General features: G+C 68.2%; 16 protein-coding genes and 1 other RNA gene. 5 read left to right on the top strand and 12 right to left on the bottom strand.

Translation table 11 applies throughout. From position 1 onward, the window contains the following. Window positions 1-51: 51 nt before the first annotated feature. The 6 genes from FPV16_RS00960 to rnpB all read right to left on the bottom strand — a co-directional run bounded on the left by FPV16_RS00960 (window position 52) and on the right by rnpB (window position 7,430). Window positions 52-1,515, bottom strand: coding sequence for a UDP-N-acetylmuramoylalanyl-D-glutamyl-2,6-diaminopimelate--D-alanyl-D-alanine ligase (locus tag FPV16_RS00960; protein ID WP_227435420.1), 1,464 nt, complete (start codon window positions 1,513-1,515; stop codon window positions 52-54). 259 nt (window positions 1,516-1,774) lie between these two features. Then, window positions 1,775-3,244, bottom strand: coding sequence for a UDP-N-acetylmuramoyl-L-alanyl-D-glutamate--2,6-diaminopimelate ligase (locus FPV16_RS00955; RefSeq protein ID WP_227435419.1), 1,470 nt, complete (start codon window positions 3,242-3,244; stop codon window positions 1,775-1,777). After that, window positions 3,241-5,073 (bottom strand): peptidoglycan D,D-transpeptidase FtsI family protein, encoded by a 1,833-nt coding sequence (locus tag FPV16_RS00950; protein WP_413629137.1) that lies wholly within the window; start codon window positions 5,071-5,073, stop codon window positions 3,241-3,243. The genes FPV16_RS00955 and FPV16_RS00950 overlap by 4 nt, the downstream gene beginning before the upstream one ends. A gap of 4 nt (window positions 5,074-5,077) precedes the next feature. Continuing rightward, on the bottom strand, window positions 5,078-5,554 hold the full coding sequence (locus tag FPV16_RS00945) for a hypothetical protein (protein ID WP_227435418.1): 477 nt from the start codon (window positions 5,552-5,554) through the stop codon (window positions 5,078-5,080). Continuing rightward, a complete protein-coding gene (gene rsmH, locus FPV16_RS00940) occupies window positions 5,551-6,582 on the bottom strand; it encodes a 16S rRNA (cytosine(1402)-N(4))-methyltransferase RsmH (RefSeq protein WP_227435542.1) in 1,032 nt (343 codons plus the stop codon). The genes FPV16_RS00945 and rsmH overlap by 4 nt, the downstream gene beginning before the upstream one ends. A gap of 454 nt (window positions 6,583-7,036) precedes the next feature. Continuing rightward, window positions 7,037-7,430, bottom strand: an RNA gene (gene rnpB / locus FPV16_RS00935) — RNase P RNA component class A. A 168-nt stretch (window positions 7,431-7,598) separates the two neighbouring features. Here rnpB and FPV16_RS00930 point away from each other — a divergent pair. Continuing rightward, on the top strand, window positions 7,599-7,775 hold the full coding sequence (locus FPV16_RS00930; RefSeq protein ID WP_227435417.1) for a hypothetical protein: 177 nt from the start codon (window positions 7,599-7,601) through the stop codon (window positions 7,773-7,775). 54 nt (window positions 7,776-7,829) lie between these two features. Here FPV16_RS00930 and FPV16_RS00925 read toward each other — a convergent pair whose 3' ends face one another. Continuing rightward, window positions 7,830-8,270, bottom strand: coding sequence for a VOC family protein (locus FPV16_RS00925; RefSeq protein ID WP_227435416.1), 441 nt, complete (start codon window positions 8,268-8,270; stop codon window positions 7,830-7,832). Between the two features lie 168 nt (window positions 8,271-8,438). Between FPV16_RS00925 and pepN the strand changes: the two genes are divergently transcribed. Both pepN and FPV16_RS00915 read left to right on the top strand, forming a co-directional pair. Then, the gene (gene pepN, locus FPV16_RS00920; protein ID WP_227435415.1) at window positions 8,439-11,081 is read left to right on the top strand and encodes an aminopeptidase N; all 2,643 of its coding nucleotides are present in this window, start codon (window positions 8,439-8,441) and stop codon (window positions 11,079-11,081) included. Window positions 11,082-11,272: 191 nt separating this feature from the next. Then, window positions 11,273-13,678 carry a PAS domain-containing sensor histidine kinase gene (locus FPV16_RS00915; RefSeq protein ID WP_227435414.1) on the top strand — a complete coding sequence of 802 codons (2,406 nt, stop codon included), beginning with the start codon at window positions 11,273-11,275 and terminating at the stop codon, window positions 13,676-13,678. Window positions 13,679-13,817: 139 nt separating this feature from the next. Here FPV16_RS00915 and fae read toward each other — a convergent pair whose 3' ends face one another. Continuing rightward, window positions 13,818-14,357, bottom strand: a complete 540-nt coding sequence (fae, locus tag FPV16_RS00910) for a formaldehyde-activating enzyme (protein WP_227435412.1) — start codon at window positions 14,355-14,357, stop codon at window positions 13,818-13,820. 257 nt (window positions 14,358-14,614) lie between these two features. Between fae and FPV16_RS00905 the strand changes: the two genes are divergently transcribed. Then, window positions 14,615-14,836 carry a hypothetical protein gene (locus FPV16_RS00905; protein WP_227435411.1) on the top strand — a complete coding sequence of 74 codons (222 nt, stop codon included), beginning with the start codon at window positions 14,615-14,617 and terminating at the stop codon, window positions 14,834-14,836. A 21-nt stretch (window positions 14,837-14,857) separates the two neighbouring features. On the opposite strand, the gene FPV16_RS00900 is transcribed toward FPV16_RS00905, so the two are convergent. The 4 genes from FPV16_RS00900 to FPV16_RS00885 form a co-directional block, all read right to left on the bottom strand. After that, window positions 14,858-15,289 carry a hypothetical protein gene (locus FPV16_RS00900; RefSeq protein ID WP_227435409.1) on the bottom strand — a complete coding sequence of 144 codons (432 nt, stop codon included), beginning with the start codon at window positions 15,287-15,289 and terminating at the stop codon, window positions 14,858-14,860. Window positions 15,290-15,403: 114 nt separating this feature from the next. Next, the gene (gene metH, locus FPV16_RS00895; protein ID WP_227435408.1) at window positions 15,404-19,156 is read right to left on the bottom strand and encodes a methionine synthase; all 3,753 of its coding nucleotides are present in this window, start codon (window positions 19,154-19,156) and stop codon (window positions 15,404-15,406) included. A gap of 161 nt (window positions 19,157-19,317) precedes the next feature. Further along, window positions 19,318-20,271, bottom strand: a complete 954-nt coding sequence (gene metF, locus FPV16_RS00890; protein WP_227435407.1) for a methylenetetrahydrofolate reductase [NAD(P)H] — start codon at window positions 20,269-20,271, stop codon at window positions 19,318-19,320. 64 nt (window positions 20,272-20,335) lie between these two features. Next, a complete protein-coding gene (locus tag FPV16_RS00885; RefSeq protein WP_227435406.1) occupies window positions 20,336-21,352 on the bottom strand; it encodes an ArsR/SmtB family transcription factor in 1,017 nt (338 codons plus the stop codon). 229 nt (window positions 21,353-21,581) lie between these two features. On the opposite strand from FPV16_RS00885, the gene minC reads away from it, so the two are divergent. Beyond that, window positions 21,582-22,274 carry a septum site-determining protein MinC gene (minC, locus tag FPV16_RS00880; protein WP_227435405.1) on the top strand — a complete coding sequence of 231 codons (693 nt, stop codon included), beginning with the start codon at window positions 21,582-21,584 and terminating at the stop codon, window positions 22,272-22,274. The last annotated feature ends 30 nt before the right edge of the window (window positions 22,275-22,304 follow it).

The raw sequence follows: 22,304 nt of genomic DNA, 5'->3' as shown, positions 1-22,304 counted from the left end.
TCGCCCGGCTCGCGGGCGCTCCCGGCACGAGGCCAGGCCTGACACGGAGGTCTATTGGCGGATCGCGGCCTGCGCCGACTCGGCGCGGTCCACGGCGCCCGCGTAGCGGGCTTTGAGGGCTTCGACAATGCGGCCCATGCGGATGCTGTTCGATCCCTTGACCATCACGGCGTCTCCGGCGCGCAAGGTACCCAGCAGCGGATCGACGAGGTCCGACGACGTTCCGGCCGAGACGCCGCGCCGGCTCACCGGCAGCGCCTCGAACAGGTGGCGCATCATCGGGCCGGCGGTGAAGACGAGATCGATCCCGGCCTCTTCCACGGCCGAGGCGAGGGCGCGGTGATGCTCTTCCGCCCCGGCACCGAGTTCCAGCATGTCGCCGAGAACCGCGATGCGGCGCCCGCGCGATCCGGTCTCGATGCCGGACAGGGTGGCCAGGGCCGCGCGCACCGAGGCCGGGTTGGCGTTGTAACTCTCGTCCACCAGGAAGGCCTCGCCGTCCCGGAGCTTGAGCGCCGTGCGCTCGCCGCGCCCGACGGGCGGCTTCAACGCGGCGAGAGACAGGGCGGCCCGCGCCAGGTCGGCGCCCAGGGCATGGACCACCGCCATGACGCCGAGGGAGTTCATCGCCGTGTGCCGGCCGGGCGTTCCGAGCTGGTAGGTAACGGGGATCCCCATCACCGATGCGTCCACCACGGAGAGATCGGGCCGCATGACGATGCGGAGGGCGCGGACATCCGCCTCCTCGTGCTCGCCGAACGTGACGACCCGCCCCGCCTGCGAGGCATGGGCATGGGCCAGCAATCGCGAAAAGTTCGGGTTGTCGCGGTTGATGATCGCGGTCCCGCCGACGCTCAGCCCGGAAAAGATCTCGCCCTTGGCGTCGGCGATGGCCGAGAGCGAGGCGAAATGCTCGATATGCACCGGCTCGACGGTGGTGATCAGCGCGATGTCCGGCCGGACCATGGCCGTCAGTGGCACGATCTCGCCGGGATGGTTCATGCCGATCTCGAACACGCCGTAATCGCTGTCGGCGGGCATCCGCGCCAGGGTCAGCGGCACGCCCCAATGGTTGTTATAGGAGGCGATGGAGGCATGGGTCCGCCCCTGCGCGGAGAGGACGTGGAGCAGAGCCTCTTTCGTGCCGGTCTTGCCGACGGAGCCGGTGACGGCGACGATGCCGGCTTGGCTGCGCTGGCGGGAGGCCGCGCCGAGGGCACGCATGGCGTCGAGGATCGGATCCTCGCCCGCTCCCGGCACGGCAACGACGCCGCCCGCCCCGGCGAATTCTTCGGCCCGGTCGGCGGCGACCACGGCCGCTCCGGCACCGCGCGCCAGGGCATCGCGAACGAAGTCGTGACCGTCCCGTGCTTCGCCGCGAATGGCGAAGAACAGGTCGCCCGGCTGCAGCGTCCGCGTGTCGATGGAGGCGCCGGTGATTGGCTTCGGATTGCCGAGCAAGGTGCCGCCGGTGGCGGCTTCCAGGGTCTCGGGGGACCAGAGGGGCGTCGTCATCGGCGGGTCACTCGTAATGAACGGTCAGACGCATCCCCTCTCCCCGCCTGCGGGGAGAGGGCCGTGTCTCCCCCCTGTCGGGGAGCACGGCGAGGCGGCAGCCGATGGTGAGGGGGCGATGACGGACGAGTCTCTTTCGGAGATCCCCCCTCACCTTCGCTCCGCTCGCTTCCTGCACGGCAAGGTGCAGGAAGCCCTCTCCCCGCCCGCGGGGAGAGACGGACGCACACCCCTCGCAGCGGATCGACCGACGACCGTCTCACGCCCCCACCTCCGCGATCGCGGCCCGGATCACCTCGTGATCCGAGAACGGAAGCACCTGTGATCCCACGATCTGGCCGGTTTCATGACCCTTGCCAGCCACGACCAGAACGTCGCCGGACCGGAGCCCGCGCATAGCGGTCCGGATCGCCTCGGCCCGGTCGCCGATCTCGATGGCGCCGGGAGAGGCGGCAAGGATGGCGGCGCGGATCGAGGCCGGATCCTCGCTGCGCGGATTGTCGTCGGTGACGATGACGAGGTCGGCTTTCCGCGCGGCGATCTCGCCCATGAGCGGCCGCTTGCCGGTGTCGCGGTCGCCGCCGCAGCCGAAGACGCACACAAGGCGACCGGAGGCGAAGGGGCGCAACGCGTTGAGCACGCTCTCCAGCGCCTCCGGTTTATGGGCGTAATCCACGAGGCAGAGGGCGCCGTTGACCTCGCCGATCCGCTCCATGCGGCCGGGCACACCGATGAGGTGTTCGAGGGTGGCGAGGATGTCACCCATGCGGTCGCGGCCGATAGCGGCGCCGACGAGGCCGGCGGCGAGGAGCGCATTCTCCACCTGGAAGGCGCCGACGAGGGGCAGGTCGACCCGGTGCGTTTCCGGCTCGTTCCCGAGCCGGATCGTCAGAACCTGGGCGAAGCCTTCGGTCCGGGCATCGACGAGGCGGATGGCGTCGCCCTTCATGCCGGTCGTCAGGACATCGTGCCCGGCGTCGCGCGCGGCCTCGATGACCCGCTCGGCAAAGGGGCCATCGGCATTGACGATCGCGGGCCGGCCATTCGGCAGGAGCGTCGTGAAGAGCCGCAGCTTGGCCTGGAGATACTCCTCAATGGTGGCGTGGTAATCGAGGTGGTCGCGGCCGAGATTGGTGAAGCCGGCGACGGCGAGCGTCACGCCGTCGAGGCGGCGCTGCTCGATCCCGTGGGACGAGGCCTCCATGGCGAGATGGGTGATGCCGTCATCGGCCAGCCGCGCCAGGGTCTCGTGCAACGAGACCGGATCGGGCGTGGTCAGCGAGCCGTATTGCGCGCCGCGATCGGTGACGATGCCGACCGTGCCGAGGCTCGCGGAGGCGAGCCCCAAGCGCGACAGGATCTGGCGGACGAAATCGGCCACCGAACTCTTGCCGCTGGTTCCGGTGACGGCGATCACGGTCTCCGGCTGGCGGCCGGAGAAGCGCGCGGCGGCCAGGGCAAGGGCCCGGCGCGCATCGGAAACGGCGATCCAGAGAGCCTCGGCCGGCAGGTCGGCGGGCCGGTCGCCCTCCCCCAGGATGGCCACGGAGCCATCCGCGAACGCCTTGGCCGCGAAGGTCTTTCCGTCGACCTTCGTTCCCGGCACCGCCACGAAGACGCCGCCGGGAACGACCCGGCGGCTGTCGGCGGTGATGCCCTGCACGGCGTGTCCCGACGCCGTTCCGAGGTCGGCGTCGGGAAACAATCCGCCGAGGGTCATGCCGCTCATCGTCCGTCGAGCATCGTCGCGTGATACGCGCCGAGCTTCACCATCAGGGGGAACGGCTTCACCGGCGGATCGAATTGCGGCGGCAGACCGATGATCGGGGCGACGCGCTCGATCACCCGCCCGGTGACGACGCCGGAGTTCCAGGCGGCCGTGGCGTAGCCGCCGGATTCCGGTAGGCCCTGCGGCTCGTCCATGATGGTGACGAACAGGTATTTCGGGTTGTTCATGGGCGCGGCGGCCATGAAGGTCGTGAACAGCCGGTTCTTCACGTAGCGGCCATGGATGACCTTCTCGGCCGTGCCGGTCTTGCCGCCCACGTAGTAGAGCGGGATCGACGCCTTCTTGGCCGAGCCCTCCACCGCGTTGAGGCGCATGATGAAGCGCATCGCCTCGCTGGTCTCGGGCTTGAGCACGCGGGTCGCCTTCTTCAGCGCCTCGGCCTCGGTGGTCTTGAGGAAGGTCGGCACGATGAGGTTGCCGCCATTGGTGATGGCGCCCACCGCCGCCGCCGCCTGGAGCGGCGCCACCGCAAGGCCGTGACCGAAGGCGATGGTGATGGTGTTGATCTCGGTCCAGCGCGAGGGAACGATGGGCTCCGCGCTTTCGGGCAGCTCCGTCCGCATCCGGTCGGTGAGGCCCATCTTCTTCAGAAAGGCCCTGTGGCCGGGCACGCCGATGCCGAGCGCCATCTTGGCCGAGCCGATGTTGGAGGAGTGCGTGAACACCTCCGGCATGGTGATGGTGCGGTTGGTGCCGTGATATTCGTGGATTTTCTGCCGGCCCCAGGTGAGCACGCCACCGCGGGTGTCGAAGGTAGAATTGACGTTGTACTTGCCGGAATCGAGGGCCATGGCGAGGGTCATTGCCTTGAAGGTCGAGCCCATCTCGTAGACGCCGACATTCATCCGGTTGATCCGGTCGGGATTGTTCGCCTCGGCCGGGTTGTTGGGGTCGAAATCCGGCAGGGAGGCGAGCGCGATCACCTCGCCGGTGGTCACGTCGAGGATCATGCCCGCCGCGGCCTTGGCCTTGAAGTGGTCGAGGCCCCAGGCCAGCTCGTCGCGCAGGGCGAATTGGGCCCGCAGGTCGATAGAGAGCTGGACCGGCCGGAGGTCGGTGGATTTGGCGACGAAGCCGAGGCTGTTGAGGTCCTTCAGGCCGGTATTGTCGATGTACTTCTCGATGCCGGCGATGCCGATATTGTCGAGGTTGGTGACGCCCAGGATATGGGCCGCCGCTGTGCCGTTGGGGTAGACGCGCTTGTGATCGGGCAGGAAGCCGACGCCGGGGATGCCGAGGCGGTGCACTTCGAGCTGCTGCTTCGGGGTGATCTCGCGCTTGACCCAGACGAAGCCCTTCTTCGTCGAGAGCTTGGCGCGCAGGTCGGTGGCGTTGAGCTCGGGCAGGACGGCGGTGAGGAGCTCCACCGCCTCGTCCTTGTCGTAGATGTTCTTCGGCTCGGCGAAGACCGAAACCGTGCGGATATCGGTGGCGAGGATCTCGCCGTTGCGGTCGACGATGTCGGGACGGATCGCGGTGGTCGCCGCGGCGGCGACGCGGTTGTCGCCGTTATCGGCCTGGGGGAAGGCCGCCATCGCCACGAGCCGACCGGCGATGGTGAGGAACACCACCGCAAAGCCGAGACCGACGAGGCCGACGCGGGCGTAGGACCGCTCGATGGCCAGATGGAACATCGCCCGCACCACGCCCATTACCGTCCAGGTCGGTCGCGCGGCGGGCGCCGGCTGCGGAGCGCTCTCCGGAAGGTGGGCGTCCCCGGCCTCTTCGGCGGTGTGGGGCGCGTGATCGTGAACGGTCTCGTCTGACACGGGACTACCTCGAAACCGTATTGGGCGTTCTGGTGGTTTGGACGGTGGTCGTCTTGGTCGCCGACGCGGTGGTCGTCGGCTTGGTGGTCGTCGTGCGCGTGGTGATCGACCCGGTCGTCCTCGGCTCGTCGGCGGTCTTCACCGCCGACTTTTCCTTGGGCGTCGCGGTGGCGGCCAGCAGGCGGCCGATCTCGTCGCCGCGGTCGGGACGCATCGGCAGGTCGGCGAGGCGACCGAGATGGTTCACGCCGATGGGCTCCAGGGCGAGATGGCGCTCCACCGCCGCCTGCAGGCGGTCGGGACGGGTCAGGAGCTGCCACTCGGCCCGCAGCACCGCGATGGCCTGCCGCTCCTTGTGGAGCTGGCTCTTGGCCTTCGAGACCTGACCGGCCTGATACAGCGTGTCGTACTTGATCGAGTAGGCGTAGATCGCCGAGCCGATCAGGCCAAGGATGGCGAGGACGTTCAGCAGACGGATCACCGACGCACTCCACCGCTCTTCGGGACGAGGTGACCGCGCTGGGCGGGAAGGGCCGCCAGCGCTTCGATGGCGGCCAGCGGCGGCGCAACGGGCGCCATGGTACGCTCGGCGGCCCGAAGCTTGGCCGAGCGCGAGCGCGGATTGGCATGGATCTCGGAATCCGAGGCCGTCACCGGCCCTTTCGTCACCATGCTGAAGCTGCGCGGGGTCGGCGCATCGGCGCTCGGCAGGTGGCGGGAGGCCTGGGCCGCCCGGCCGCTGCGCGCGGAGAAGAACTGCTTGACGATGCGGTCTTCCAGGGAATGGAAGGTGACCACGGCGAGGCGCCCGCCGGGACGGAGGATGCGCTCGGCGGCATGCAGCGCCTGGACGAGTTCGCCGAGTTCGTCGTTCACGGCGATGCGCAGGCCCTGGAAGGTCCGCGTCGCCGGATGGATACCGCTGGCGGGGTCCGCCCAGACCACGCTCGACACGATCTCGGCCAGCGCCGCCGTGGTTTCGATCGGGCCTTTCCGCCGGGCCTCGATGATGGCGCGGGCCACCGCCCGCGAGCGGCGCTCCTCGCCGTAATGGTAGATGATGTCGGCCAGCGTCGCTTCCTCGGCGCCGTTGACGAGATCGGCGGCGCTCTGGCCGGCGCGCTCCATGCGCATGTCGAGGGGGCCGTCGTTGCGGAACGAGAAGCCGCGGTCGGCCTGGTCGATCTGCATCGAGGAGACGCCGATATCGAGGACGACGGCGTCGGCCGTCTCAATGCCCTGCTCCCGGACGAGGGCATCGAGCGTGCCGAACCGGCCCGGCACCAGGGTCAGGCGCCCTGCGGAGGCGGCCACGAGGCCCGCGCCTCCGGCAATGGCATTGGGATCGCGGTCGATGGCGAGCACGCGCACGCCCGGATCGGCCTGCAGCATCGCGCGGGTATAGCCGCCCGCGCCGAAGGTGCCGTCCACGGCCAGGGACGCGCCGGTCAGCCCGAGCGAGGCCACGACCTCCGCGAGCAGCACGGGAATGTGGGGCGGAGCCGCCATCGGGCCGTCGGGGAGGTCGTCATGAAGGACCGTCATGCCGCGAACCGGCCGATGGCGGGGCTCGGAACGGGCCGAGGCGAAACGCGCCGAAACGGAACGGGTCGAGGACGCCGGACGGCGACGGAAAACTGAATGTGACGCATGCGTCCCTGCGGCGGGCATCGACCGCTTCGAGGCGGCCGGAAGAGACGGAACGGCAAGGGAAGACGAGACGTCGCGGACGCGGCCCGCACTTCGCCCCAGGCGTGCGCCCTGTGCGTCCGCCGTTCCCAAAATCGCCGCTGACGAAGTGATTCCGGGTAACATGAGCCTCTGAGCACCGTCAACGCGCGGACCCGCATGGGCACCGTCGAGACCGATCAGACCTCAGCAAGGTTAACCGACGGTAAGTTTCGTCGGTTTTATGCGGCCTATTCGATGCATAAGAGAGAGTTCGCCGGGCAGTGGCGAGAGGCGGATCAGCCGGCCTTTAAGCCGGGTTCTGTAGGGCCCGGGAGCGAACTCCCGGACGTGGCGGCCATTCCTCTGGGACGATCGTTACCGAACGCCTCGAGCAACCAACCCGGGCGACGAGCCTGGAGAGAGGGCCTGCCCAGTCCTGTCGGACCGAGCGTGTCGCCCCTATTCGGTTTTGCTCCCGGTGGGGTTTGCCGTGCCGTCCGCGTTGCCGCGTCCGCGGTGCGCTCTTACCGCACCCTTTCACCCTTACCCTGCATGAAGCAGGGCGGTCTGCTCTCTGTGGCACTGTCCCTGGGGTCGCCCCCGCCGGACGTTATCCGGCACCGTCTCTCCATGGAGCCCGGACTTTCCTCCCCGGTTCGCACCGGAGCGGCCGCCCGGCCGACTGATCCGGCGCGGATGTGCGCCGCCATCGCGCCGGAGGTCAAGGCGCCGGATGCCCATCCGGGCGCCATGGCGGGATTTTGTTCGGCGGCTTGCTCGACGATCCGCGCGGCCCTAGCTCCCCGAGTGGGGCCGCACTCGTCGTGGCGGCCCATCGACGTGAGGAGGTGACCATGGCAACGAGCGATTCGGCCTGGACGCTCGAAAACGTATCCGAACTCCGGACGCTGGCGCGCGAGCGCGTGCCGGTCTCCATCATCAGCCTGAAGCTCAAGCGGCCGATCGAAGCCGTCTCGGCTAAGCTCGCCGAACTCGGCATCACGCCGGCCAGCGAAACCGGCGGCGCATAGCGTTGAAACACCATGAGCGGGGCGCGCGATGACGCGCCCCGCGATCTAGCCAGCCTACCAGGAGCCGGTATTCTCCATGGAGGCCCACGGCTCCTGCGGCGCCTTGGCCTCGCCCTTCTGCAGGATCTCGATGGAGATCCCGTCCGGCGACTTCACGAACGCCATGTAGCCGTCGCGCGGCGGCCGGTTGATGGTCACGCCCTTGTCCTGCAGGCGCGCGCAGAAAGCGTAGATGTCGTCCACCTGATAGGCGAGATGGCCGAAATTGCGCCCGCCGGAATAGGTCTCCGGATCCCAATTGTAGGTGAGCTCCACCTGGAGCGCCTTCGTCTCCAGGGCCGTGTCGTAATCGCCGGGGGCCGCGAGGAAGACGAGGGTGAAGCGGCCCTTCTCATTCTCCACCCGGCGCGTCTCGCGCAGGCCGAACGTATCGACGTAGAAGGCGAGCGCCTTGTCGAGATCCGCCACGCGGACCATCGTGTGCAGGTATTCCATGGGCTGGGTCGTCTCCGGTTGATGCCGCCTATGTGGCCCGGCTATGCCAGGCGTCAACGCCGCCGGGCCTCCGACGCTCCCGAACTCCTCACGCCCGGAGGGTGGAAGCCGAGCGGGCCGACGACGGGGAGCCGTTCTCAATCCTCGCTCCCGATCAGGACCGACCGCATGCGCACCGAAACTCCGATCCTGATCCGTCTCGAGGATTACCGGCCGAGCGACCACCTCATCGACACGGTGGCACTCGACGTTCGGCTCCATCCCCGCGAGACCGGGATCGTCGCGACCCTGGCCCTGCGCCCGAACCCGGACGGACGCCCGAACGCGCCCCTGGTACTCGACGGCGACGATCTCGCGCTGACGCGGCTGTCGCTCGACGGCGCCATCCTCGATCCGGCGGCCTATTCCGCCACCGCCTCGGCACTGACGGTGCATGAGCCGCCGCGAAAGCCCTTCACGCTGACGATCGAGACGCGGATCGACCCGACCGCCAACACCAAGCTCATGGGGCTCTATCGCTCGAGCGGCGTCTACTGCACCCAGTGCGAGGCCGACGGCTTCCGGCGGATCACCTACTTCCTCGACCGGCCCGATGTGATGTCGGTCTATACGACCCGGATCGAGGCCGATGCCGACGAAGCGCCGGTCCTTCTCGGCAACGGCAACCTGACGGAAGCCGGCCCCGCCGGCCCGGGCCGGCATTATGCGATCTGGCACGATCCGCACCCGAAGCCCGCCTATCTCTTCGCCCTCGTCGGTGGCCGCCTCGACCGGGTGTCCGCTGAGTTCACCACGATGGAGGGCCGCCCCGTTTCCCTTGCCGTCTACGTCGAGCCGGGCAAGGCGGACCGGGCCGCCTATGCCCTCGACGCCATCGCCCGCTCGATGACCTGGGACGAGGAGGCGTTCGGCCGCCCCTACGACCTCGACGTCTTCAACGTCGTGGCGGTGTCCGACTTCAACATGGGCGCCATGGAGAACAAGGGCCTCAACATCTTCAACGACAAATACGTCCTCGCCTCGCCCGACACCGCCACCGATGCCGATTACGCGGCGATCGAGCGGATCATCGCCCACGAGTATTTCCACAATTGGTCCGGCAACCGCGTCACCTGCCGCGACTGGTTCCAGCTCTGCCTGAAAGAGGGCCTCACGGTCTTCCGCGATCAGGAATTCTCGTCCGACATGCGCTCGCGCGCGGTCCATCGCATCGGCGAGGTCAGGACGCTGCGGGCGCGCCAGTTCCCGGAGGATGCCGGGCCGCTGGCCCACCCGGTCCGGCCCCAGGCCTATGCCGAGATCAACAACTTCTACACGGCCACCGTCTACGAGAAGGGCGCGGAGATCGTGCGGATGCTGCGCAGCCTGATCGGCGCGGCCGCCTTCCGCGCCGGGATGGACCGCTACTTCGCCGACAATGACGGACGAGCCGCCACGGTGGAGGATTTCCTCGCCGCGTTCAGTGCCGAGACCGGGCGCGACCTGTCGGATTTCGCGCGGTGGTACGAGCGGCCGGGAACGCCGGTGGTCGGCGTCGAGGCGGATTACGACGCCACGGCGCGGACCTATCGCCTGCGCTTCCGCCAGCGCTTGGCCGGTGCCGAGGACAGCCCGCCCCTCGTCATCCCCATCGCCCTCGGCCTCGTCGGCGAGAGCGGCCCCGTCGCCGCGTCCTGCGAGCACGTGAGTGAGGGCGTCTTCGTCCTCGACCGGGCCTCCGACGAGATCGTGTTCTCCGGGGTCGCCGAGAGGCCGGTCCCGTCCCTGTTCCGGGGCTTCTCCGCCCCGGTCCGGATCGAGATGGCATCGAGCGATGCCGACCGCCTGCGGCTGCTGGCCCGTGACACCGACGCGTTCAACCGCTGGCAGGCGGCCCAGAGCGTCGCCATGCGCCTGATCGTCGAACGGGCAAGGGCCGATGCCCCGCCGGCGGAGATTGCGGGACCGGACGTGCGGGCCTTCATCGAGGCTCTCGCCACCTTCCTCGATGCCGAGGCCCTCAGCGATCCGGCCTTCGCCGCCCTCGTCCTCGGGCTGCCGAGCGAGGGCGACGTCGCCACCGAGCTCGGCGGCAACGTCGATCCCGATGCGATCCATCGCGCCCGGCGGACCCTGCGGCGCCAGATCGGACGGGGTCTCGGACCGCGACTGGACTCCCTCTACGCCGCCATGGCCGACACGCCGGGCACGGCCTTCAGCCCCGATGCGGCCTCGGCCGGGCGCCGGGCCCTGCGCAATGCCGCCCTCGACCTCATCGCCGCGGCGGACGAAGCCCGAGGCGGCGAACGCGCCGCCACCCAGTTCGCCGACGCCGCCAACATGACCGACCGGTTGGCGGCCCTCGCGACCCTGGCCGCGATCCCTGGCGAAGCGAGGGAGGCGGCACTCCATGCCTTCGGCGCCCGTTATGCCGACGAACCGCTCGTCCTCGACAAGTGGTTCGCCATTCAGGCGATGATCCCCGATGATGACACGATCGCCCGCGTCACGGCGCTTCAGGGCCATCCGGCTTTTGCCATCACCAACCCGAACCGGGTGCGCGCCCTTCTCGGAACCTTCGCCATGGCGAACCCGACCCAGTTCGCCCGGCCCGACGGAGCGGGCTTCAGATTGATGGCGGACGCGATCCGGACCATCGACGGGACGAATCCACAGCTCGCCGCGCGGCTTTTGACCGCGTTCGGTTCGTGGAAAATGTTGGAATCCGGACGGCGGACTCAAGCCACGGTCACGCTTGGCGAATTCGACTCCGCCGGGGGGCTTTCCCGTGATGTGGCCGATATCCTCGGCCGGACACTCGCGGATGGTTAACGCTTTCTAAAATAAGGTCAAATTCGAACTATCGATTCCCCGAATCCGAATGCCACACCGAGCCGAGAGTCAAGGACGGCGCCAAGAATTTCGTGGACAAGTTGGCTGTGGAAATGCTGAATTGGATACGATTCGAAGCGTGACTCACCCCACGCCGAGGAACGACTCATCCACAGCTGCGGGGACTTGTCATGCTGGAGGCGGATTCCGCTTCCCTCTCCGCACGTGCGGATACGATTCTTGGTATTCACCGCCCTCAGACCGCGGCCCATACCCGGTTCGTCCGTGCCGAGATCTGGCTCCGCTATGCGGTGCCCGCCTTTCTAGCCACGTTTCTCGTTTGCCTGGCGGCTGGCGCGGCGCTGCACCTGCGCGGCGAGCGCAGCGAGATCCTGCGCGATACGGTCACCGACATCGAAACCTTCACGCGTCTCGTCACCGGCGCCCTGGCGGATGTGGAAGCGACCTCCCCCGCGATCCGGTCACGCCTGGAGACGCTCCTTCCCGTGTCCCTGATGCCGGCCGGTCGCCAGATCCTCGTGACCTCGGCATCCGAGACCATCCTCGGCGCCCATCCGGCACTGACGGATCTGAGCGGGACCCTGACGGACCGCCTCGGCGAGATGCAGGCGCTCAGCACACTGGGCGAGCGCGCCGGCGTGATGGCCCTGACCCTCGCCAACGGTGAGCAGGCCTTCGCGGCCTTGCGGACGCTTCCCAGGGGCCGCGGCCAGATCGCCGTGATCCAGCCCATCGCGCCGGTCCTCGACGCCTGGGCCATACGGATGCGGCATCAGGTGGTCCTCTACGGCGCCGCCGCCCTCGTCATCCTCGGGATCGGAATCGCCTATGCGCTCCAGACCCAGCGCGCCTACGCGGTGGACAGGCTCTGCGAGCAGATCAAGCAGCGGCTCGACACGGCCCTCGGCCGTGGCCGCTGCGGATTGTGGGACTGGGATATCCCGCGCGGCCGGATCTACTGGTCGGATTCGATGTACGCCCTGCTCGGCTACCGCCGGGAGCGGGAATTCCTGTCCTTCGGGGACGTGAACGCCCTGGTCCATCCCGATGACGGCGACCTCTACGCCCTGGCCCGCCAGCTGGCCGCGAGCCAATCCACCGTCGATCACGAATTCCGCATGCGCAGCGCCAATGGCGGCTGGATCTGGCTGCGCACCCGCGCCGAGATCGTCCCCGATCAGGTCGATGGCGGCCGTCACCTCGTCGGCATCGCCCTCGACGTCACCGAGCAACGCCAGCTCGCCGAATCCAATGCCACCGCCGACATGCGCCTGCGCGACGCGGTGGAGGCGATCTCGGAAGCCTTCGTCCTGTGGGACACGAGCAACCGCCTCGTCCTGTGCAATTCGAAGTTCCGCCACCTCCATGCCCTCAGCCCGGACGATGCGATTCCGGGCAAGCGCTACCATGAGATCATGGGCCGGGGCGTCCTGCCGCCGGTGCGCCGTGAACTCCGCGAAATCGAGGCCTCGTCGGCCACGGCCCGCACCTTCGAGGCGGAACTCACCGATGGCCGCTGGCTCCAGATCAGCGAGCGGCGAACCAAGGACGGCGGCTACGTCTCTGTCGGCACCGACATCACCAACCTCAAGCGCCAGCAGGAGCAGCTCGTCGCCTCGGAGCGGGAGCTGATCGAGACGGTCAAGGACCTGAAACGCTCGCGCCGGACGCTGGAACTCCAGACCCAGCAGCTCGCGGACCTGGCCGAGCGCTACCTCGACCAGAAGGCCCAGGCTGAGACCGCCAACCAGGCGAAATCGGAATTCCTCGCCACCATGAGCCACGAGCTGCGCACGCCGCTCAACGCGATCATGGGCTTTGCCGAATTGATGGAGAGCGGGGTCTACGGGACGCTCGGCTCCCCGCGCTACACCGAGTATTGCCGCGATATCCGCTCCAGCGGCGATTACCTGCTCTCGGTCATCGACGACATCCTCAACATGTCGCGCATCGAATCGCACCGCGTCCGCCTCGCCCTCCGGGAGGTGCCCCTCGACGGCGCGGTCCAGAATGCCCTGAAGCTGGTGGCCGAGGCGGCCAGGGCAAAGTCGCTGACCATCGACGTCGATGTCGCCGACGACCTGACCCTGCTGGCCGATGGCCGCGCCCTGCACCAGATCCTGCTGAATCTCATCCAGAACGCGGTGAAGTTCACCCCCGGAGGAGACGGGCGCATCGTCGTCAAGGCGCGCCCCTCGGGCGATCTGGTCAACATCTTCATCGAGGATAACGGGATCGGCATCCCGAAGGCCGCCCTGCGCCGCCTCGGCTCGCCCTTCCAGCAGGTCGAGACCAATCTCACGCGGACTCATAAGGGGTCCGGGCTGGGTCTCGCCATCGCCCGCTCCATGGCGGAACTGCATGGCGGCTCGCTGCGCATCCGCTCGGAGGAGGGCCTCGGCACCATCATCATGGTGCGCATGCCGATCCCGACGGCGGAACGGCGGCGCGATCTCGTCGCGGCGAGCTCCGACGAGATGGTGGATTCCCTGCGCGAGGCGTCGGGCGCGCGGCCCCGCGGCGGCGCCGGAACGGCCGGGATGCAGCCCCGGGCCCTGGCACCCGCATCGGCCTGAATGCGGCCATCCTCGCCGGGCCGGCCGCTTTCCTCGGACGGGGATGGTCGGCGAGCAGCGAAACCCACCCGTCGGGTTGCCGGTCGGCGGGTGGAGGAACGCCGGCGCATCCCTCCACCCCCGGGGATCTTCCCGCCTCTCAGTACTCGACGATGTCCTCGAGCGCGTAGTGCTTCACCGTCTTGCGGTTGGCGATGAGCTCGTCGATGGTCGGCTCGCCCTTGATGGCCCGGGCGATGGCGAGCTTCGTCGCCTCGTAATTGGTGCGGTAGAGATCCTTCTGGTCGAGATTGGCATCCTCGGCGCAGCGCGGGTCGAGCCAGATCATGATGATCATGCACAGTTCGTCGAGGCCGTCCTTCGGCAGGATGCCTTCGATCACGCAATCGACGATGGCGTCGCCCGTGGCGGCCTGAACCACGCCGCCCAGCAGGTTCACGTATTCCACCGTGTGGATCGTCGCCTTGGTGGTCATCATCGTGGAGGGGCGCACGAGCTGGTTCAGATCGCGCACCACGAACATGCGGGTGTGGCCCTGGACCTGCCCCATCATGCCGGCGAAGGCCTGGCCCACCGGGCCGCGGGTGGAGCCGATCAGCACCTCCGGCATCGCGTCGGTGTACTGGCCGTCGGCGGCGAGCACGGTGGCCTCTCCGGTGCGGAACCAGATCTCGGACATGTCGGCGTTTCCTTGTTCCTGGGCGAGTGTTGCCCGGCCGGCGATCCGGCCGTTTCGCGGGCGGAGAAACACCGTTCCGCCGCCGCCCGTCAATCGTTCGCGGGCGAGAGAGTTTCGCGGCCCGCGCTTCCCCTCTGGCCTCACGCGCCGCAATCGGTCATTCCATGCGCGGTTTCCGGCATCGCGACATCGGCATCAGCCGATGGATCAGATCCCATCGTCGGGCCGATGCCGCGAACCGAACGGGAGTGGGGCACATGAACGGGCAGCAGGAACGGGACTGGAGTCTCGCCGTCGCCGCATTGCCGGACGGTGTGCGGCTCGAACTCGGCCTCGCGGACCTGTCCGGGACGCCCTTCACCGCCATTCTCGCCCTCGACCGGCGGGAGGCGCGCGATCTCGCCCGTGCCCTGCTCGCGGCATCGGGGGATGCGGCCGAGCGGACCTTTCCGCGTCCGTCCTCACCAAGTGGGGACTGACGCGTCAGATCGGGTGTCGCATCAGCGTCCGGGAAGCCTCGGCACCTTCAGGCCGCGCTCTTCCGGCGTCGGCTTGCAGATGTAGGAGAACTCGGTCTGCAGGTCGGAGAAGATCGCCTCACCGGTGATCTTGCAATTTTCGCGGGCCGTCTCGTCGAGGAAGGTCCGTGCCGCCTCGCGCAGCCGCTTGGCGCGGGTCTCCGCCGGGCCGCCCTGCCCGTCGTAGCGCTCGTCGATGCCGCAGCCCGTAAATTCCCGCACACCATCGGAGACGACGAGCATCTTGCTCACGCGGCGCTGGTCGTAGACGGAATAGGGATCCTTGCAGCCGATGGTCACGACCTGGACGCCCACGGTGGCATAGTTCTTCGACAGGTAGGAGAAACCGGTGCAGCCCGAGACCCCGAGGGCGAGCGTGACCGCGACGGCCAGGATTCCGGTGGTCCGGTTCAACGTGGTCGCGCTCCGCTCAAGCCATCGATCAAGGGATCGCATTGAAGCGCGGGCGGTCCGACGGTCAAGCCTCGCCGGGACACACCTGCGCTCCATTCCACCGAATCGCGCGCCTTACTCCGCCGCCGCCGCGAGATAGCGGGCCGGATCGTAGTTGAGGATCGGCCCGAGCCAGCGCTCGACCTCGCGCAGATCCATGCCCTTGCGCAGGGCGTAATCCTCGACCTGATCCCGCTCCACCTTGGCGACGCCGAAGTAATGCGCCTCCGGATGGGCGATGTAGAGCCCCGACACGGACGAGCCCGGCCACATCGCGTAGCTCTCGGTGAGCTTCACTCCGATCCGCGGCTCGGCCTTCAACAGGTCGAACAGCGTGACCTTCTCGGTATGGTCGGGCTGGGATGGGTAGCCGGGGGCCGGGCGAATGCCGGCATACTCTTCGCGCACGAGGTCTTCGGGCGCGTAGCTTTCTGCGGCGGCATAGCCCCAGAACTCCTTGCGGACGCGCTCGTGCATGCGTTCGGCCAGCGCTTCGGCGATGCGGTCGGCCAGCGCCTTCACCAGGATCGAGCGGTAATCGTCGTTGGCCCGCTCGAAGCGCTCGGCGATGCGCACCTCCTCCAGCCCCGCCGTGACGACGAAGCCGCCGACGTAGTCGCCGATGCCCGATTCCTTCGGTGCCACGAAATCGGAAAGGCAGGTATTGGCGCGCCCGTCGCGCTTCGACAGCTGCTGGCGCAGACCATGGAAGGTGGCGAGTTTTTCAGAGCGGCTCTCGCCGGTATAGAGCGCGATGTCGTCGCCCACCGCATTCGCCGGCCAGAACCCGATGATCGCCTTCGGGTTGAACCAGCGCTCGTCCACGATCTGCTTCAGCATCTCCTGCGCGTCGTCGAACAGGGCCTTCGCCGCCGGCCCCTGGTTCGGGTCCTCGAAGATCGCCGGATAGCGGCCCTTGAACTCGTAGGTCTGCAGGAACGGCGTCCAGTCGATGTAGGGGACGAGATCCGCCACCTCGTAGGAGGCAAAGACGCGAGCGCCGGTGAAGGTGGGCTTCGTCGGTGCGTAGCCGGTCCAGTCGATCCGGAACGGGTTGGCGCGGGCTTTCGCCAGCGGCAGGCGCTGCTTGTCCAGCTCCGAACGCGCATGCGCATCGGCGACCTTCCTGTACTCGGCCCGCACCTTCTCGATGGTCGCGTCCCGCGTCTCCTTGGAGAGCAGGCTCGACACCACGCCGACGGCGCGGCTGGCATCGGTGACGTAGACGGTCTGGCCGCGTGCGTAGGACGGGTGGATCTTCACGGCGGTATGGACGCGACTCGTGGTGGCGCCGCCGATGAGCAGGGGCACATCGAAGCCCTCGCGCTCCATCTCGGCGGCCACATGCACCATCTCGTCCAGCGACGGCGTGATCAGGCCGGAGAGACCGACGATGTCGACATTCTCGCGGCGGGCCACGTCGAGGATTTTGGCCGCCGGCACCATCACGCCCAGATCGATGATCTCGTAATTGTTGCAGGCGAGCACGACGCCGACGATGTTCTTGCCGATGTCGTGGACGTCGCCCTTCACCGTCGCCATCAGGATCTTACCGGCGGCCTGGCGCTTGCCGTCGCCGCCATTGGCGAGTTTTTCCGCCTCCATGAAGGGTTCGAGATAGGCCACGGCCTGCTTCATCACGCGGGCGGACTTCACCACCTGCGGCAGGAACATTTTTCCGGAGCCGAACAGGTCGCCGACCACGTTCATGCCGGCCATCAGCGGGCCTTCGATGACATGGAGCGGGCGCGCGGATTCCAGCCGGGCTTCCTCGGTATCGGCGACCACGTATTCGGTGATGCCGTTGACGAGGGCGTGCTCCAGACGCTTAGCGACGGGGGCCTCGCGCCAGCTGAGATCGGCGGTCTTGGCCTGGACGCCGCCACCCGACTTGAAGCGTGCGGCCGCGTCGAGCAGCCGGTCGGTGGAATCGTCGCGCCGGTTGAGGACGACGTCCTCGCACAGCTCGCGCAACTCGGCCGGCAGCTCGTCGTAGATCGCGAGCTGGCCGGCGTTGACGATGCCCATATCCATGCCGACCTGGATCGCGTGGTACAGGAACACCGCGTGCATGGCCTCGCGCACCGGCTCGTTGCCGCGGAAGGCGAAGCTCAGGTTCGAGATGCCGCCCGAGATATGGGCATGGGGCAGGGTCTCGCGGATGGTCTTCGTCGCCTCGATGAAGGCGACGCCGTAGCCGTTATGCTCCTCGATACCGGTGGCGACGGCAAAGACGTTGGGATCGAAGATGATGTCTTCCGGCGGGAAGCCGATCTCCTCGGTGAGCACCTTGTAGGCCTTGGTGCAGATCTCGACCTTGCGCTCGTAGCTGTCGGCCTGGCCCTGCTCGTCGAAGGCCATCACCACCACGGCGGCGCCGTAGGAACGGCACACCTTGGCGTCGGCGATGAACTTCTCGACGCCCTCCTTCATGGAGATCGAGTTCACGATGGCCTTGCCCTGGACGCATTTGAGCCCGGCCTCGATGACGTGGAATTTCGAGGAATCGATCATCACCGGCACGCGGGCGATGTCCGGCTCGGCGGCCACGAGATTGAGGAACTCCACCATCGCCTTCTCGGAATCGAGCAGGCCCTCGTCCATGTTGATGTCGATGATGCTGGCGCCCGCCGCCACCTGGTCGCGGGCGACGTCGAGGGCCGCCGCGTAGTCGCCGGCGGTGACGAGCTTCCTGAACTTGGCCGAGCCGGTGACGTTGGTGCGCTCGCCGACATTGACGAAGGGGATCTCCTTCGTGAGCGTGAACGGCTCGAGGCCCGACAGGCGCATCAGACGGGGCACCTCGGGGATGGCGCGGGGCTTCACACCCGCGACGGCTTCAGCGATGGCGCGGATATGGTCCGGCGTGGTGCCGCAGCAGCCGCCGACCATGTTCACAAGGCCGGAGGTGGCGAACTCGCCCACCAGCTTGCCCATGGCCTCCGGGCTCTCGTCGTAGAGACCGAACTCGTTGGGGAGACCCGCATTCGGATAGGCGCAGACCAGGGTGTCGGCGATGCGCGAGAGTTCGGAGATATGCCCGCGCATCTCCTTGGCGCCGAGCGCACAGTTGAGGCCGATGGTGAGCGGGCTGGAATGGCGCAGCGCGTTCCAGAACGCTTCCGGCGTCTGGCCCGACAGGGTGCGGCCGGAGAGATCCGTGATCGTGCCCGAGATCATGATCGGCAGGGTGATGCCGGTCTCCTCGAACACCGCCCAGGCCGCCGCCACCGCCGCCTTGGCGTTGAGCGTGTCGAAGATCGTCTCGATGAGGATGAGTTCGGCGCCGCCGTCGATGAGGCCGCGCACCTGCTCCATGTAGGCGGTCTTGACCTGATCGAAGGTCACCGCCCGGTAGCCGGGATTGTTCACGTCGGGCGAGATCGACAGGGTGCGGTTCGTCGGGCCGATGGCGCCGGCGACGAAACGGCGGCGGCCATCCTGCTCCTCGGCAAGTTTCGCGGCCTCGCGGGCGAGGCGCGCGCCCTGCGCGTTCAGCTCGTGGACGATCGATTCCATGCCGTAATCGGCCTGGGCGATGGTGGTGCCCGAGAAGGTGTTGGTCTCACAGAGATCGGCGCCGGCCAGGAAATAATCGAGGTGGATCTGCCGGATCGCGTCGGGCTGGGTCAGGATCAGGAGGTCGTTGTTGCCCTTCTGGTCATGGGAATGATCCATGAAGCGCGACCCGCGAAAATCGGCCTCGCCGTAGCCGAGGCGCTGGATCACGGTGCCCATCGCCCCATCGAGGACGAGGATTTTTTCCGCTGCCCGCTGGCGCAGGGCGGTTTCGATCTCTTGGCCGTCAACGGGGCGGAGGTCTGTCATGGATGTCTCGCTGTCATTCCGGGGCCGCGGAGCGGAGCCCGGAATCCATTGCCGCACGGGCTCCGGATGGGACTTATCGGTTGCCGGGGGGGCACCCTCGACGGGATCGGTGCGTCTGGATCCCGGGCTCGCCTGTCGGCGCCCCGGGATGACGGGATAGGTCAGGCGGCCTTTGCGGATGCCTTGGCAGAATCCTGGGCAGGCTCCTTGGCCGCCACCTTCGGCGCCTGCGCGCGCAGGCCGAGCAGGTGGCAGATCGCATAGACGAGGTCGGAGCGGTTCATCGAGTAGAAATGGAAGTCGTTGACGCCTTCGTCCACCAGATCGAGCACCTGCTCGGCCGCCACGGCGGCGGCGATCAGGCGGCGGGTATCGACGTCGTTGTCCAGCCCCTCGAACCGGGCGGCCAGCCAATACGGCACCGAGGCGCCGGTGCGGCGGGCGAAATTGGCCGATTGCTTGAAGTTCTGCACCGGCAGGATGCCGGGGATGATCGGGATCTCGATCCCGGCCGCGCGGACCTTGTCGACGTAGCGGAGATAGACGTCGTTCTCGAAGAAGAACTGCGTGATCGCCTGATCGGCGCCCGCATCGACCTTGGCCTTCAGGGCATCGATATCGGCATCGAGCGAGGCGGCCTCGGGATGCTTCTCCGGATAGGCCGAGACCGAGACCTTGAAGTCGCCGATCCGCTTGATGCCGGCCACGAGATCACTCGTCCGGGCATAGCCGCCGGGATGCGGACGATAGGCGGTGCCGACGCCGTCCTGCGGGTCGCCGCGCAGGGCCACGATGTGGCGTACCCCGGCATCCCAGTAGGATTGCACGACCTCGTCGATCTCCTCGCGGGTGGCGTCGACGCAGGTGAGATGGGCAGCCGGCTTGAGGCCGGTCTCCTTGATCATCCGCGCCACGGTGTTGTGGGTGCGCTCGCGGGTGGAGCCGCCGGCGCCGTAGGTCACCGAGACGAATTTCGGCTGGAGCGGGGCGAGCCGCTCGATCGACGACCACAGGACCTTCTCCATCTCGTCGGTCTTCGGCGGGAAGAACTCGATGGAGACCTGGATCGGGCGGTAGCCGTCGCGGCTGGCGCGGTGATGGGAAGCGGTGGGCATCGGGTCGTCCTCAAGATCGGTCGGTTCAGACGTAACGGGGTCGAGGCAGAGAGACGAAGGCCGGTCAGGCCACCGCGCGCTCCACCTCGGAATCGAGGGCCGGCTCGGCCGCGGCGGCGGCGAGCCAGAGGGTGACGGTGAGCTGGTCGCCGCTCTCGTCACCGGGCGAGAGATGCCGGGTGGAGACCGTGCCGAGGCCGGCATCGGCGAGCCATCCCGTGACCTGCTCGGCGGCAAAGCCCAGGCGCCGATGGGCCTGGTCCTCACGCAGGAATTCGAGGTCGTGCGGGGCGAAATCCACCACGAGGAGACGGCCGCCCGGCGCCACGAGTCGTGCCGCCTCGCGCAGGGCGCGGGCCGGATCGTCGAGATAATGCAGCACCTGATGCACCACGACGAGGTCGAAGCCGCCCCGGCCGAAGGGCGGCGCGTGGATGTCGCCCTGGCGCAGGTCGACCCCGGACAGGCCGGCCCGTTCGAGATTGGCGCGGGCGACGGAGAGCATGGCATGGTTCGAGTCGAGGCCCGTGGCGCGGCCGGCGCGCGGGGCCAGCAGACCGAGCATCCGTCCCGTGCCGGTGCCGAGATCGATGAGGTTCCTCACGGGGCGGGGCCCGAGCGTGTCGATCACCGCCGCTTCCACCATCGCCTCCGGCACATGGAGCGAGCGAAGCTGGTCCCATTTCGGAGCGAGGCGCGCGAAGAAGGTCTGCGCCGCATCGGCGCGCTGGGTCCGCACGCCATCGAGGCGGGCCCGGTCCTCGGACAGGGGCGGGCTCGCGCGGTCGAGGCTGCCAACCAGGGGCTCCACCAGTCCGGCCCGCGCCTCGATGAGGCGGAAGAACGCCCAGGCGCCCTCCCGGTGCCGCTCCACCAGGCCGGCCTCGACGAGGAGCTTGAGATGACGCGAGATCCGCGGCTGCGACTGGCCGAGGATGTCGGTGAGATCCGAGACCGAAAGCTCGCCCTGCATGAGCAGCGCGAGGATGCGCAACCGCGTTTCCTCCGCGGTGGCGCGCAGCACGCCGAGGGCGTCGGCGAAAGGAAGGGCGGTCTTCGCCTCGGCGCTCTCTTGAGACATAAAGATATGTTTATGTCCGATCCGGCCGCATGGCAAGGGGAAACGAGCGGATATGGCCAAGCCTCCGCCATCGTTCCCCGCCCGGCGGACGCATCCCTCTCGGCGGAGAGACGCGTTTCGGTGGAGAGACGCGAGGGCGTGACTTTGGAGGGGAGCGTTCGGCGGTTTCTGCCGATATGGTCTTCCTCGACGCCGTCCTTTGATCCTGGAACAACAGAAACGCCACCGCGTGACACAACCGAATTCCCGCCCCCCGATCCGTTTCCGCGGCCGCTCGTTCATGGCCCTGGTGCTCGCCCCCTCGGCCCCGGTGCAGGACTGGCTCGAGGATCTCGACGCCCTGGCCCGCCGATCCCCGGCCTTCTTCGTCGGCCGTCCGGTCATCCTCGACGTGTCCGGCCTCGGCCTCGACCGGGGGGATCTCACCGCGCTGGTGAGCGACCTGAAGGCGCGCGACGTCACGGTGATGGGGATCGAGGGGGCGAAATCCGGAAGCCTCGGGGACGGGCTGCCCCCGGCCCCAGCCGGAGGACGGCCCGTGGACGAGGTCGCCACGCCGGATGCGCCGGCCCCCGCCGAGCCACCCCGCCCGCCCCGCTCGCTGATCCTCGACCAGCCGGTCCGCTCGGGCCAAACGGTCCTGCATCTCGACGGTGACATCACCATCATGGGCTCGGTGGCCTCCGGCGCGGAAGTGATCGCCGGCGGCTCGATCCACATCTACGGGGCGCTGCGCGGGCGGGCCATCGCCGGCGCCTCCGGCAATCCCGATGCCCGCATCACCTGCCGCAAGTTCGAGCCCGAACTGCTCGCCATCGACGGTCTCTACCGCACCGCCGACGATCTCGGCCCAGGCCATCACGGTCAGGCGGTCCAGATCCGCCTGGAGGGCGATGCGATCAAGGTCGCCGCGCTGGAGTAGCGCCGTCACAGGAACCCGGGATTGCAGGAT

Source organism: Methylobacterium sp. W2, from assembly GCF_020662345.1.
Taxonomy (GTDB): Bacteria; Pseudomonadota; Alphaproteobacteria; order Rhizobiales; family Beijerinckiaceae; genus Methylobacterium.
This window is presented reverse-complemented; position numbering and strand designations above follow the sequence as displayed.

Bases quoted from the DNA above. Each gene is read 5' to 3' on its own strand.
- FPV16_RS00885 (WP_227435406.1), bottom strand. From the start codon at position 21,352: ATGTCTCAAGAGAGCGCCGAGGCGAAGACCGCCCTTCCTTTCGCCGAC.
- FPV16_RS00960 (WP_227435420.1), bottom strand. From the start codon at position 1,515: ATGACGACGCCCCTCTGGTCCCCCGAGACCCTGGAAGCCGCCACCGGC.
- pepN (WP_227435415.1), top strand. From the start codon at position 8,439: ATGCGCACCGAAACTCCGATCCTGATCCGTCTCGAGGATTACCGGCCG.
- fae (WP_227435412.1), bottom strand. From the start codon at position 14,357: ATGTCCGAGATCTGGTTCCGCACCGGAGAGGCCACCGTGCTCGCCGCC.
- rsmH (WP_227435542.1), bottom strand. From the start codon at position 6,582: ATGGCGGCTCCGCCCCACATTCCCGTGCTGCTCGCGGAGGTCGTGGCC.
- FPV16_RS00955 (WP_227435419.1), bottom strand. From the start codon at position 3,244: ATGAGCGGCATGACCCTCGGCGGATTGTTTCCCGACGCCGACCTCGGA.
- metF (WP_227435407.1), bottom strand. From the start codon at position 20,271: ATGCCCACCGCTTCCCATCACCGCGCCAGCCGCGACGGCTACCGCCCG.
- FPV16_RS00925 (WP_227435416.1), bottom strand. From the start codon at position 8,270: ATGGAATACCTGCACACGATGGTCCGCGTGGCGGATCTCGACAAGGCG.
- FPV16_RS00930 (WP_227435417.1), top strand. From the start codon at position 7,599: ATGGCAACGAGCGATTCGGCCTGGACGCTCGAAAACGTATCCGAACTC.
- FPV16_RS00905 (WP_227435411.1), top strand. From the start codon at position 14,615: ATGAACGGGCAGCAGGAACGGGACTGGAGTCTCGCCGTCGCCGCATTG.
- metH (WP_227435408.1), bottom strand. From the start codon at position 19,156: ATGACAGACCTCCGCCCCGTTGACGGCCAAGAGATCGAAACCGCCCTG.
- FPV16_RS00915 (WP_227435414.1), top strand. From the start codon at position 11,273: ATGCTGGAGGCGGATTCCGCTTCCCTCTCCGCACGTGCGGATACGATT.